Origin of the sequence: Actinobacillus suis ATCC 33415, from assembly GCF_000739435.1 — a bacterium.
GTDB classification, from domain to species: Bacteria; Pseudomonadota; Gammaproteobacteria; order Enterobacterales; family Pasteurellaceae; genus Actinobacillus; species Actinobacillus suis.
Genome location: NZ_CP009159.1, coordinates 1,340,515 through 1,352,787, shown reverse-complemented (window position 1 = coordinate 1,352,787; position 12,273 = coordinate 1,340,515). Strand labels below are relative to the sequence as shown.

Here is a 12,273-nt window from a genome sequence, read left to right as displayed (position 1 = left end):
CACCTCGAAAATCAGGTTAGCCTGAAAGGTTTAAATAAGAAAGTACGGTTTTTTAGCCGTACTTTTTATTTGGATGTCTCTCTCGTTAAAATCGCTTTAATTTTAATCATTTACGGTGTGAGTAAGATGCAAATAGGACAGTATGAATTTAAAAACCGTATTTTCCTTGCGCCGATGGCAGGTATTACCGACCAACCGTTTCGCCGTTTGTGTAGTCAACTTGGAGCCGGTTTAACATTTTCGGAGATGATGTCCACTAACCCCGATGTATGGCATACCGAAAAATCTCGCTTGAGGCTTGCGCATCATGAAGAGATAGGCGTGAATGCCGTGCAAATTGCTGGGGCTGATCCACAAGAAATGGCAATGGCTGCAAAAGTGAATGTTGAGTATGGGGCGGAGATTATTGATATCAATATGGGCTGCCCAGCGAAAAAGGTAAACAAAAAGATGGCAGGATCTGCGCTTTTACGTGAACCGGAACTCGTTGCTCAAATTTTAGATGCGGTTGTAAATGCTGTTGATGTGCCTGTAACATTAAAAATTAGAACAGGTTGGGATCAAGAAAATAGAAATTGTTTGGAGATTGCGAAAATTGCCGAGAAAACAGGTATCTCCGCTTTAACGATTCATGGTCGTACTCGTGATTGTTTATTCAATGGCGAAGCCGAATATGAAAGCATTAAAGCCGTTAAACAAGCAGTTTCTATTCCGATTATTGCTAATGGTGATGTAACTTCCGCAGAGAAGGCAAAATATGTTCTAGATTACACCAAAGCAGATGCGGTTATGATCGGTAGAGGCAGTTTTGGTCGCCCTTGGTTATTTAAGGAAGTTAAAGATTTTTTAGAGAATGGACGTTCTTCAAACTCATCACTTGATGAAAAATGCGAACTAATGTTGAAGCATATAGAAGACCTTCACCAGTTTTATGGTGAGGAGAAAGGTTATCGAATTGCACGTAAACATGTCGGTTGGTATGTAGAACAACTTGCGCCAGGCTCGAATTTTAAACGTACTTTCAATGCCTTAGAATCGACAAAAGAACAGCTTTTGGCATTGGAAGATTTTGTGAAATCGATTCGTTAGAATCCTTATTTAGTTGGATAGAGGACAATGTTAGAACAACAACCTACACAAAACCCATTAACTGTATCAATGTTAAATGCTCAAGCTCAACAAGTGAATAAACCACTTCGTGATAACGTAAAAGCAGCATTAAAAAATTACTTATCTCAATTAAACGGTGAAGATCCAACAGAATTATACGAATTAGTATTATCTGAAATTGAACACCCGATGTTAGATATGGTAATGCAATATACACGTGGTAACCAAACTCGTGCGGCAACAATGTTAGGCATTAACCGTGGTACATTACGTAAAAAATTAAAAAAATACGGTATGGGTTAATCCTTGCTGAACTTCAGGTAATCTGATAAAAACCTCACTGTTTTCAGTGAGGTTTTTGCTTTTTATTGAACGCAAAAAAATAAGCGGTTAAATTTGTAAATTTTTTTACAAATTTAACCGCTTGATTTTACTATTGTACTTTAAGCTTCTTACCTACGGTAATCTTATTGTTTTTGATGTTATTTAGCTTACTCAATTTTTCCGGTGTTGTATTATAGACACGAGCAATAGAGTAGAGCGTTTCATCTTGTTGCACAATGTGATAACCGTTATTGGATTTTTTAGGTTCTTGTTTTGTGGAATTTTGCTCTTTATTTTTACTATTTCTCTTATCTTTAGTCGATTTGTCTTCGACTTTAGTTTTCGAATTATCTTTTTTAGATGAATTCTCCGGATGACCAGATTTTTTCTGCTTAGCCTCTTTTTTGTTAGTATCTGTCGAAGTGTCTTTCACTTCCTTATAGACTGCTTTGGTATTGCCTGTACTGCGTGAAACATACGCTACTAAGCCATTATAAATAGCTTGAGCGATTTTTCGGCGATATGCTGGCGTTGAAAGTTTTTGCTCTTCCACCGGATTTGATAAAAAGCCGGTTTCTACCAAAATAGAGGTGATATCAGGAGAGCGTAACACACTCAAACTTGCGTGCTGCGGCGCACTTTTGGCAAGAGAAGTGACATTTCCCAAACGTGATAATACCGTTTTGCCTAATTCATAACCGGAACGTTGAGAGTGCGAAAATTGAAGATCCAATACGGTTTGGTTTAAGTATTTTTCGTTAGTATTTGAAAGAACAGAACCAGCGCCACCAAGTAATTCTGATTGTTTCTCATGATCTTCAAGCCATTTACCCATTTCATCGCTAGCACGGCGGTTTGAAAGCACCCAAACAGAAGCACCCTTTAAACTATTCGATTTAGGCGATGAGTCCGCGTGAATTGAGACGAGTAAGTTTGCTTTATTTTTACGCGCAATTTCAGTACGTTCTGGAAGCTGAATAAAATAGTCGCTTTTACGAGTCATTACTGCTTTAAATTTCGGATTTGAATCAAGTAATGCTTTTAACTCTTTTGAAATCGCTAAAGTAATGTTTTTTTCTTTTACGCCGAGTGTGGCACCAATTGCACCCGGGTCTTTACCACCGTGGCCAGCATCAATTACAACCACGGTTTTAGCATAACTGCTAAGACTAAAAAATAAGCCAAATAAACTAACAGCAATATAATTTACTAACTTGTTCATCTCATTCCTTTCAATTAAGCGGTTTAATTTAGATTAAAATTTACTAAAAGTTGTGTACCCACTGAAGTTTGCGGTAGCAACGTAATGTTGCGCCCTTCTTCGGCATAATCAATTTGAATAATGATATCTGCTTCGGGAATCATTCCTTTACCACGGCTAGCCCATTCTAACAAACAAACCGTTTGTGGGCGGAAATAATCACGAATGCCCATAAATTCCAACTCTTCAGGATCACTTAAACGATAGAGATCAAAATGGTAAATGGTATAAGGCGGAAGTTGATATTCCTCCACTAACGTATAAGTTGGACTTTTGACATTTCCAATATGACCAAATTCACGCACGATACTACGTGTTAATGTCGTTTTTCCCGCACCTAACTCACCGTTTAAATAAACGACTAATGCATACTGAGGCGAGCAGTTTAAATAGGTTTGCATATGCTTTGCCAATGTTTGCCCAAATTGCAACATTTGTTGCTCGGTTGGAAAATAAAAAGTGATTGAATCTGACATTTCCGTAATGAGTACTTACAAGACTAATAATGTTAATTAAGAAATAAAAATTGAAAAATTTGGAAGAAAATTCGGAGAGAAAATGGAGCGGGAAACGAGGCTCGAACTCGCGACCCCGACCTTGGCAAGGTCGTGCTCTACCAACTGAGCTATTCCCGCATAAGGCATTTTGTCGACTAGCAAAACGCCTAGGATTATACGAATTTCTTTTTAGAACGCAAGTTTATATCGGTTAAAAAATATAAACTTGCAAGCCAATTTTTCAATTTTAGTGAAAAAAGAGCGTATTCTAATCTAATTTGATGAAATGTGTACGATAAAATTTTAATTCTTCGATAGATTCTCGAATATCGTCTAAAGCTAAATGGGTATTTTTTTTGGTAAACTGGTCAAGTATTTCCGGTTTCCAACGGCGAGCGAGCTCTTTTAGGGTACTGACATCTAAGTGACGATAGTGAAAATAGTCGGCAAGATCCGGCATATATTTATATAAGAAGCGTTTATCTTGCGGCACACTATTTCCACAAATCGGTGAAGCACCTTTCGGTACCCATCGTTTTAAGAAATCGAGCGTTTGTAGCTCTGCAGCGCGTTCGGTTAACTTACTCTGTTTGACTCGTTCGATTAAGCCGTTTTCCGTATGCGTTTTAATGCACCAATCACTCATTTTATTAAGCAGTTCATCCGATTGGTGAACGGTTAACACGGGGCCTTCGGCTAAAATATTTAAATCTTTATCCGTTACAATTGTTGCAATTTCAATAATACGTTCTTTTTCCGGATCTAAACCGGTCATTTCTAAGTCAATCCAAATCAGATTTTGACTGTCTAGTTTACTCATATTTATTCCTTCTCTTTTAACGCGTTTAGCACGAATGGCGGTACAAATTGTGCGACATCACCTTGGTGACGATAAATTTCTCGTACCATAGTCGAAGAGAGATAACGCCATTGTACGGCTGGCGGAAGAAAAATCGTTTCTAAACCTTCTTCCAGTTTTTCATTCAACTGTGCTAATTGAATTTCGTATTCAATGTCATCGCTTCCACGTATACCTCGAACTAATGCTTTTGCCTGATGTTGTACAGCAAAATCTGCAAGTAATCCGCTAAATCCGACCGCTTGTACATTGTTAAGATGTGCACAACTTTGTTGCACTAATAAGGTTCGCTCTTCTAGTGAGAAGAGTGGCTGCTTACTGGGATTCTTAGCCACAGCGACAATCACACGACCAAATAATTTTGCTGCACGTTCAATAATATCTAAATGCCCATTGGTAATTGGATCAAATGTGCCGGCATAGATAACGGTATAACTCATATTATTTCTCTAAATAAGGTGCAAGTAGTTGCATATGACGCTTTAATGCCCCTTGATTTTCTTGTAACACGCTAAAGCCTGCTTGGCTAATCGCTTGGCAAGCATTTGGATGCTCGAGTAAAAAATTGACCGCTTGTGCAAGATCATTTTCACTGCTTTTTACTTCAACAACACCTTTTACATAGCGTAATTTTGAGAAAATTTCAGGAAAATTAAATGTATGTACACCAGATATAACCGGAAGTTCAAAGGCTATCGGCTCCAATGGATTGTGCCCACCGTGCTTAACCAAACTTCCTCCGACAAAAGCAATTTGAGCTAAGCCGTAAAGCGTCATCATTTCACCCATAGTATCACCTAATAACACCTGAGTGTTTGCTTTTAAAGGTAATTTATCAGTGCGCTTGGTGTAATTTAGTTCAGATTTAATCAGTAAATCTTCGACACTGTCAAAACGTTCCGGATGGCGAGGAACCAAAATTAATACTAAGTCAGGCCAACGCATTAATAGTTGCTTATGTGCATCAAGCAACATTTTTTCTTCGCCTTCGTGAGTACTTCCGGCAATCCAAACTGGACGTTGATTTAACTCGAGTTCCTGCTTAGTCAGCTCGACTTTATTACGCAATTCATCGGTTATTTCTAAATCAAATTTTAAATTTCCGGTATTAATGAGGTGCTTATCGTGGAATCCGAGATCCAGATAGCGCTCTGCACTTACCGCATCTTGCGCCATAATTAAATCGATTTCATTTAACATATTTGTTAAACCGGATTTTATCCAACCGTATCTTTTCGCTGAACGAGGCGAAAGGCGTGCATTGGCAATCACGAATGAAATGCCTCTTTTATGCGATTGATGAATTAAATTCGGCCATAATTCGGTTTCAATTACAATAATCAACTTTGGTTTTATAAAATCCAAAAAACGGGCCATCGCATCGGGCAGATCATAAGGCAAATAAAAGTGTGTTACGCTATTACCAAAAGCTGCACGAACACGAGCCGAACCAGTAGGCGTTACAGTCGTGACGGTGATCGGTAGCGTAGGATATTTACCTTGAATTGCCTTAATTAAGGGGGTGGCGGCAATCACTTCTCCAACCGATGCAGCATGTACGATTATGCCATTTTCATGCGGCTGCTTATCGTTATTATAGTAGCTATAACGTTCCAATAAGCGGCGGCGATAGGCCGGTTGTTTACGCCCACGATTCCACATCATTAATAAAATCAATGGTTGAATGATGTAGCTTAAAATCGTATAAAAAAAACGTAGCACTATTTGGTCTCCATAAGCGGTCTATTTAGCGCATTTTTTTGCAAGCCTAAAAAAATCACGGTTGTAATAAAATAAAACATAGCACCGGAGTTATGTGATAAAAAAGCTTGGGTTAGAAAATAACCCATCATCAATAAAATATGGGTAATCCCCAACACGCCCCATAAATGTGCAAGGGAATTGGATTCCGATTGTTTTAATCCGTTCCAGAATAGGACTAGCGGTACGAATAATGTCGCAAGCAATGCGATAAGTCCAACAATACCTCTAGTTGAAGCATCATGTAGATATTGATTATGCGCATGACCAAAACTTGCAGCATATTCAGAGATCTTTCCTTCCGAAAAATGCTGTTTGCGCATTTCTTTCACACCTTGGAGTCCCCAGCCGAATATAGGTTTTTCCTGAATACCGATAACGGCGCTTTTCCACATATCGAAACGCGCGCCAACCGAGGTACTTTTATTTGAACCATTAACATAAGCAGTAATATCGCTTTGTGCATCAAGGTAACGTTTATGAATTGTTTCACTAGTAAAAATGCCGCCGGCAAGTGTAATGAATAATACACCTGAGATAAGCCATTTTGATAGTGATTTACGGTTCAGCCAAAAGATAATGAACAGTACAAACGGTACGCCAATCCATGCTCCTCGAGCGGTCGTGAGAAAGCTAGCAATAATCGCAAATAATGCAGCAATTAAGCTGAAATACATGGCAAGACGCTGTTTTTGTGTATAAAAATAAAATAGTGTACAAAATGAGAACATCGCTAATGACATTGCGATATCACCGGCTTGAATATGCATAACTTTGGGAAATGGTCTGATAAAATCAAATCCAAATACTTGAATCATACTGGTAATACCGGTACCAATCCCTGAAATTAAGATCGCATACACAATCCATAGCTGTTTGAGCTGATGTTTATAAAATATCGTTAAAATAGGTAAGGCTAATAACGCTCGAGTAGCAAGATCTAATTCGCTGCCTTTTCCTTTATGCACAATAAGTGATACGACGAAGAGTAAAAAATAACAGACGAAAGTGATAATTAGCCATTTATCGGATTTGGCTAAATGATAGGATTTATTTTTTATGTGTGGTATCAGTAATGCGATCCCAGATAATGCTAATAAGATAGGGATAAGACTGTAACTAAGTTTAAATTGAAGTATTAAAATAAAGAACAGAGCAATTAGTCCCGAATAGATTTGGCTTTTATTATTTTTAATTTGCGCTAGCATAAGAGTCCCACATAAAAAATTTTAACGAAATATTATACTTAAAAATCGAGAAAGAAAGGAAAGACGATTTAATCGTGTAAATTTCTAATAAGCATAAAAAAACCCCTCATTCCAGAGGGGTAAAACTTATTATGGAGTCATACTTCTATGAGTATTGAATCTTAATTATATGAATTTAATTCATAACTGCAATAATAAATTTTCAATCTTTACAATATATTGCTAAATTTGTGAGATTGATCACGCTTTGTGCGGATTTCTTGTATTAGAATCTATAAGATTACGCATTAAAAGTGCATAATCTAGTTCAATATTCACCGGTACATCTAAAAAGACAAAATGTCCGTCACCAAGCCCCGCTTCCACTTGTTCATTTTTGCGGTTTAGCATACGCTCGATTTTAAACACGATATTACCTTTCGGGGTCATCATTTCTACCGAATCCCCCACGAGGAATTTATTTTTTACCGCTACTTCCGCCATACCTTCAGCGTTACGTTTACCGGTGAATTCACCCACAAATTGTTGGCGTTCCGAAATTGAGTAGCCGTATTCATAGTTTTGGTATTCATCGTGCGTATGACGGCGTAAGAAACCTTCGGTATAACCACGATGTGCGAGTGATTCTAAGGTGTCCATTAATGATTCATCGAACGGTTTACCTGCCGCAGCATCGTCAATTGCTTTACGATAAACTTGAGCGGTACGCGCACAATAGTAGAACGACTTAGTACGTCCCTCAATTTTGAGTGAGTGAACGCCCATTTGGGTTAATCTTTCTACGTGTTGTACGGCACGTAAGTCTTTTGAGTTCATAAAGTAAGTGCCGTGTTCATCTTCAAATGCAGTCATTTGTTCGTCTGGGCGATTTGGCTCAGTGTATAAGAATACTTTATCGGTATGTGAGCCTTCACCTAATGTCGGCGCAATATTTTTCACTTCGATCTCCGGCTCGTAACGTTGAACGGCAGATTGTGGCACAATATTACCAACGTCATCTGTCGTACCTTCTTCCATTTTGTATTCCCAACGGCAAGCGTTGGTACAAGTACCTTGGTTCGGGTCACGTTTATTGATATAACCGGACAATAGGCAACGACCTGAATATGCCATACAAAGTGCGCCGTGTACGAAGATTTCAAGCTCGATGTCTGGTACTTGTTGGCGGATTTCTTCGATTTCTTCCAATGATAATTCACGTGAAAGAATTACTCGAGTAAGTCCCATTTGTTTCCAGAATTTTACCGTTGCCCAGTTTACCGCATTCGCTTGTACCGAAAGGTGAATATCGATTTCCGGGAAGTTTTCACGCACTAACATAATTAAACCGGGATCGGACATAATCAGTGCATCCGGTTTCATATCCACCACAACTTTTAAATCTTTGATAAAGGTTTTTAGCTTTGAGTTGTGCGGCGCAATATTCACCACCACATAGAACTTTTTACCTAAGCTATGCGCTTCATCAATCGCGATTTGTAAGTTAGCGTGGTTAAATTCATTGTTACGTACACGTAAGCTATAACGCGGTTGGCCTGCATAAACGGCATCTGCGCCATAAGCAAAAGCGTAACGCATATTTTTTAAGGTGCCGGCAGGCGAAAGTAATTCGGGTTTAGGGTATTTTAATTCGGACATAGGTTTATTCTCTTCTGATAACAAGTCAGTACCCTCCACAAGTGGAAGGCGTAAAAGTGTCTATTTTCCAAGAAATATCGCTTTCTAGCAAGCAATAGATAGATTAGGATGCGACTTTTTGTGCTTAATTCATTTCGTTGAAATGTGGGAAAATTATGAAAAAATTTAAATGGCTAGTTGTAGCGACATTTTTGACATTTTCGAGTATGGCTTTTTCAAAAGGGGTTATGATGGAAATGTTCCAAATGAAAAAACAGTTAAATATATTGCAAGATGCTGAAACCACGGAACAATTCCAAACTTCTGTTGCTGCATTTTTACTGCAAGCGGAAAAAGCGAAAGAGACGATGCCGGCAAGTCTGGACGGTGATCAAGAACGTTTTGTTGGCTATCAAGCGGCAATGCAACAAGTGATTGATGTTGCGAAGCAAGCGGAGCAACAAGCTCAAGCAGGAAATTTAGAACAAGCAAAACAAACGCTGGAAGCACTTGATGATATGAAGCAAAAATATCACTCAGAGTATAAGTAACAAAATGGTAAGCGGTTGAATTTTAGCGTTCATAGTAAAAAAATGTTAAAATTTGACCGCTTGCTTTTTATCTCATTTTCGGGGAATTATGGAACAACACCAAGTATCAATAACCAAAGCGCTAGTTGCCACTGCCGCAATTATTATCATCTTAGCGGGGATTAAATCGGCGGCAGAAATTGTCGTACCATTTTTATTGTCACTATTTATTGCGATTATTTGTTCGCCTATCATTAAATTTATGACGATACGTCGTATTCCTTTAGGCATTGCCATCAGCCTGTTATTAGGGGTGATTGTCTTAGTTTTTTTATTTTTGACCGGTATGGTAAATAATGCTATTCAGGAATTTACCGCTTCTATCCCACAATATAAGTTATTGCTTACTGCACGTTTGCAAACGATATTCGCTTTAGTTAATGAGTATCAATTACCGATTAGTATTAGTCAGGAAGATATACTCAGTAAATTTGACCCGAGTGCCGTGATGAATTTAGTTAGCCGTTTGTTATTAGGTTTTTCAGGCGTGTTATCTAATATTTTTGTTTTATTTTTAGTGGTGATTTTTATGTTGTTAGAATCACCTATGGCTAAATATAAATTAGCGTTGGCGTTGAGTCCAGATAATGACCTTTCTAATGAGAAATATTATATTGATCAAGTCCTAGAAGGTGTTATTGGCTATTTAGGTATTAAAACGGTGATCAGTGCTTTAACCGGTCTATCTGTTTGGATCTTGTTAATGATTTTAAATGTGCAATATGCCGTATTGTGGGGCGTATTGGCTTTCTTATTAAATTATATTCCGAATATCGGTTCTTTTTTAGCCGGCATTCCGATTGTCTTACAAGCGTTGTTATTAAATGGTTTTTCTGTTGGCTTAGCCGTATTAGCCGGTATAGTCGGTGTCAATATGTTATTTGGTAACGTCTTGGAACCGAAAATGATGGGGAAACGGTTAGGACTTTCAACATTGGTAGTCTTTCTCTCCTTGCTTTTCTGGGGATGGCTATTAGGAACAGTCGGAATGTTGCTTTCTGTTCCGCTCACAATGGCGCTGAAAATTGCTTTAGAATCGAATCCAAGTTCTCGCCGATATGCGATATTACTTGGCGACGTAGATGAAATTAAACGTTAATATTTTTATTAAGCTGTTTGGCAAAATAACAAGCGGTCGAATTTCTTAAATTTTTTGCAATTTGCAAATTTTTAGGGAAATTCGACCGCTTGTTTATTATGTATAGGGCTGCTTTTTCTTATATTGTTTAATCTATCATCAAAAGGCAAACGTTTGCGTTAAAATTGTAGGGTTTTACTTGACGATTTTTAAAGAATCGTTAAAATCTGCCCATTCTTTTTAACGAAGAATTGTTCGGATGAAGGTAGCTGGAGAAGAGTGAAAACTCTACCGACGAGGTAAAATCTTTCAGGTGCTAGCGATAGCGAGGACAGTTACTGGACGAACCCTTGGAGAGATCCAATCCATGTAAATGGAAAATGGACGCCGAAGGCGCAAGTGCGAATGCATGAAACGCTCAGGCAAAAGGACAGGGGAGAAAAGTGATACCTACCTAACTAGCGGTCATTTTTAGTCAAATTTTATCGATTTTACCGCTTATCTCTATTGTTACTTTTCTTTCCTTGTAACATACAATTACGAGGAATTACACAGATGTCATTTGACGATATTCTTAACACTATTAATAGCCTTATTTGGGGCGCTCCGCTTTTAATCCTGCTTTCCGGTGTCGGTCTATATTTAACTTTTGCACTAAAAGGTATTCAATTTTGCCAATTAGGCCGTGCTTTCGTGTATATGTTCAAACCTGAAAAAGGGCAAGGTCAAGCCGGTGATATCTCTGCTTTTGCGGCACTTTCTACTGCGCTGGCTGCAACAATCGGTACCGGTAATATTGTCGGTGTGGCAACTGCTATTCACTCAGGCGGGCCGGGTGCATTATTTTGGATGTGGCTGATTGCGTTATTCGGTATGGCGACCAAATATGCGGAAGGCTTATTAGCGATTAAATTCCGTGGTCGTGATAAAGACGGTTTTATTGCCGGTGGCCCAATGTATTATATCGAAATGGGAATGGGCAAAAAGTGGAAGTGGCTGGCAAAAGCATTCGCTTTCTTTGGTGTATTGGTAGCGTTATTAGGGATTGGTACTTTCCCGCAAGTAAACGGTATTACTCATTCGTTAGAATCAACTTTTGATGTGCCGGTCGTATTTAGCTCAATTATTTTAACTTTAGTCGTAACTTCTATCGTATTAGGTGGGGTAAAACGTATTTCTAAAATCGCATCAATTGTAGTTCCATTTATGGCAGTCGCTTATGTGATTGCTTCGGTTAGCGTATTAATTATGAATGCGGAAAAAGTACCGGATGCAATCGTATTAATCGTACATGCGGCGTTTAATCCGGAAGCTGCATTGGGCGGGGCATTTGGTTTTACTGTGATGCAAGCAATTCAATTAGGGGTTGCACGTGGTATTTTCTCGAATGAATCGGGTTTAGGTTCGGCACCGATTGCAGCTGCAGCAGCACAAACTAAAGAGCCGGTGCGTCAAGGCTTAATTTCAATGACCGGTACTTTTTTAGATACCATTATTGTGTGTACCATGACCGGTTTAGTGATTGTATTAACCGGTGCTTGGACGGGCGAAGCTGAAGGTGCGGAATTAACCAATTTGGCATTTAACCAAGGTTTAGAAAGTTCATTCGGCGCAGTTGTCGTCACTGTTGGTTTAGCATTCTTCGCATTTACTACGATTTTAGGTTGGTGTTATTACGGTGAACGTTGCTTTGTTTACCTGACTAACGGTAAAACTAAAGGAATTAAATTCTATCGTTTACTCTTTATTGCCTTAATTGCTTCTGCTCCGTTCTTACAGTTAAAAACGATTTGGACGATCGCTGATATCGTAAACGGTTTAATGGCATTCCCGAATCTGATCGCTTTAATTGCATTACGCAAAGTGATTATTGAAGAAACTAAAAATTATTTCTTCCGCTTAAAAAATGGCGAACTCAAATAAGATTTACGCCGAGTGATTGAAAATCTGTTAAAGTGTAGGGTAATT

General features: G+C 38.6%; 12 protein-coding genes, 1 tRNA gene and 1 riboswitch. Of the genes, 5 read left to right on the top strand and 8 right to left on the bottom strand.

From position 1 onward, the window contains the following. Positions 1-126: 126 nt before the first annotated feature. Both dusB and fis read left to right on the top strand, forming a co-directional pair. Positions 127-1,089 carry a tRNA dihydrouridine synthase DusB gene (gene dusB, locus ASU1_RS06155; protein ID WP_039195241.1) on the top strand — a complete coding sequence of 321 codons (963 nt, stop codon included), beginning with the start codon at positions 127-129 and terminating at the stop codon, positions 1,087-1,089. 27 nt (positions 1,090-1,116) lie between these two features. Next, complete coding sequence (fis, locus tag ASU1_RS06150) at positions 1,117-1,413, top strand: DNA-binding transcriptional regulator Fis (protein WP_005623949.1); 297 nt, start codon at positions 1,117-1,119, stop codon at positions 1,411-1,413. 130 nt (positions 1,414-1,543) lie between these two features. Here the strand turns inward: fis and ASU1_RS06145 are convergent, their stop codons facing one another. From ASU1_RS06145 to trhP, 8 genes are all read right to left on the bottom strand, one after another. Further along, positions 1,544-2,656, bottom strand: coding sequence for an N-acetylmuramoyl-L-alanine amidase (locus ASU1_RS06145; protein ID WP_014991919.1), 1,113 nt, complete (start codon positions 2,654-2,656; stop codon positions 1,544-1,546). A 23-nt stretch (positions 2,657-2,679) separates the two neighbouring features. Continuing rightward, a complete protein-coding gene (gene tsaE, locus ASU1_RS06140; RefSeq protein ID WP_014991918.1) occupies positions 2,680-3,171 on the bottom strand; it encodes a tRNA (adenosine(37)-N6)-threonylcarbamoyltransferase complex ATPase subunit type 1 TsaE in 492 nt (163 codons plus the stop codon). 83 nt (positions 3,172-3,254) lie between these two features. Continuing rightward, positions 3,255-3,330, bottom strand: a tRNA-Gly gene (locus tag ASU1_RS06135). A 130-nt stretch (positions 3,331-3,460) separates the two neighbouring features. After that, positions 3,461-4,012, bottom strand: coding sequence for an oligoribonuclease (gene orn / locus ASU1_RS06130; RefSeq protein WP_039195238.1), 552 nt, complete (start codon positions 4,010-4,012; stop codon positions 3,461-3,463). Positions 4,013-4,014: 2 nt separating this feature from the next. After that, positions 4,015-4,491, bottom strand: a complete 477-nt coding sequence (gene coaD, locus ASU1_RS06125; protein ID WP_014991916.1) for a pantetheine-phosphate adenylyltransferase — start codon at positions 4,489-4,491, stop codon at positions 4,015-4,017. Position 4,492: 1 nt separating this feature from the next. Further along, positions 4,493-5,773 carry a lipid IV(A) 3-deoxy-D-manno-octulosonic acid transferase gene (gene waaA / locus ASU1_RS06120; RefSeq protein ID WP_014991915.1) on the bottom strand — a complete coding sequence of 427 codons (1,281 nt, stop codon included), beginning with the start codon at positions 5,771-5,773 and terminating at the stop codon, positions 4,493-4,495. After that, positions 5,773-7,020, bottom strand: a complete 1,248-nt coding sequence (locus ASU1_RS06115; RefSeq protein ID WP_039195236.1) for an O-antigen ligase family protein — start codon at positions 7,018-7,020, stop codon at positions 5,773-5,775. The genes waaA and ASU1_RS06115 overlap by 1 nt, the downstream gene beginning before the upstream one ends. Positions 7,021-7,260: 240 nt before the next feature. After that, positions 7,261-8,658, bottom strand: coding sequence for a prephenate-dependent tRNA uridine(34) hydroxylase TrhP (trhP, locus tag ASU1_RS06110; RefSeq protein WP_014991913.1), 1,398 nt, complete (start codon positions 8,656-8,658; stop codon positions 7,261-7,263). Between the two features lie 155 nt (positions 8,659-8,813). Here trhP and ASU1_RS06105 point away from each other — a divergent pair, with 155 nt between their 5' ends. The 3 genes from ASU1_RS06105 (at position 8,814) to ASU1_RS06095 (ending at position 12,228) form a co-directional block, all read left to right on the top strand. Then, entirely contained in the window at positions 8,814-9,188 is a 375-nt protein-coding gene (locus tag ASU1_RS06105) for a cytochrome b562 (protein WP_014991912.1), read from the top strand. A gap of 88 nt (positions 9,189-9,276) precedes the next feature. Then, on the top strand, positions 9,277-10,326 hold the full coding sequence (locus tag ASU1_RS06100; protein WP_014991911.1) for an AI-2E family transporter: 1,050 nt from the start codon (positions 9,277-9,279) through the stop codon (positions 10,324-10,326). Between the two features lie 319 nt (positions 10,327-10,645). After that, positions 10,646-10,749, top strand: a riboswitch (glycine riboswitch). Between the two features lie 111 nt (positions 10,750-10,860). Further along, positions 10,861-12,228: an alanine/glycine:cation symporter family protein gene (locus ASU1_RS06095; RefSeq protein ID WP_014991910.1), complete on the top strand. Its 1,368-nt coding sequence runs from the start codon at positions 10,861-10,863 to the stop codon at positions 12,226-12,228. Positions 12,229-12,273: the final 45 nt, after the last annotated feature.

What these genes read in the sequence shown, in the direction of transcription:
- coaD (WP_014991916.1), bottom strand. Translation starts at nt 4,491, where the DNA reads ATGAGTTATACCGTTATCTATGCCGGCACATTTGATCCAATTACCAAT.
- ASU1_RS06105 (WP_014991912.1), top strand. Translation starts at nt 8,814, where the DNA reads ATGAAAAAATTTAAATGGCTAGTTGTAGCGACATTTTTGACATTTTCG.
- dusB (WP_039195241.1), top strand. Translation starts at nt 127, where the DNA reads ATGCAAATAGGACAGTATGAATTTAAAAACCGTATTTTCCTTGCGCCG.
- ASU1_RS06100 (WP_014991911.1), top strand. Translation starts at nt 9,277, where the DNA reads ATGGAACAACACCAAGTATCAATAACCAAAGCGCTAGTTGCCACTGCC.
- orn (WP_039195238.1), bottom strand. Translation starts at nt 4,012, where the DNA reads ATGAGTAAACTAGACAGTCAAAATCTGATTTGGATTGACTTAGAAATG.
- fis (WP_005623949.1), top strand. Translation starts at nt 1,117, where the DNA reads ATGTTAGAACAACAACCTACACAAAACCCATTAACTGTATCAATGTTA.
- ASU1_RS06145 (WP_014991919.1), bottom strand. Translation starts at nt 2,656, where the DNA reads ATGAACAAGTTAGTAAATTATATTGCTGTTAGTTTATTTGGCTTATTT.
- trhP (WP_014991913.1), bottom strand. Translation starts at nt 8,658, where the DNA reads ATGTCCGAATTAAAATACCCTAAACCCGAATTACTTTCGCCTGCCGGC.
- ASU1_RS06095 (WP_014991910.1), top strand. Translation starts at nt 10,861, where the DNA reads ATGTCATTTGACGATATTCTTAACACTATTAATAGCCTTATTTGGGGC.
- ASU1_RS06115 (WP_039195236.1), bottom strand. Translation starts at nt 7,020, where the DNA reads ATGCTAGCGCAAATTAAAAATAATAAAAGCCAAATCTATTCGGGACTA.
- tsaE (WP_014991918.1), bottom strand. Translation starts at nt 3,171, where the DNA reads ATGTCAGATTCAATCACTTTTTATTTTCCAACCGAGCAACAAATGTTG.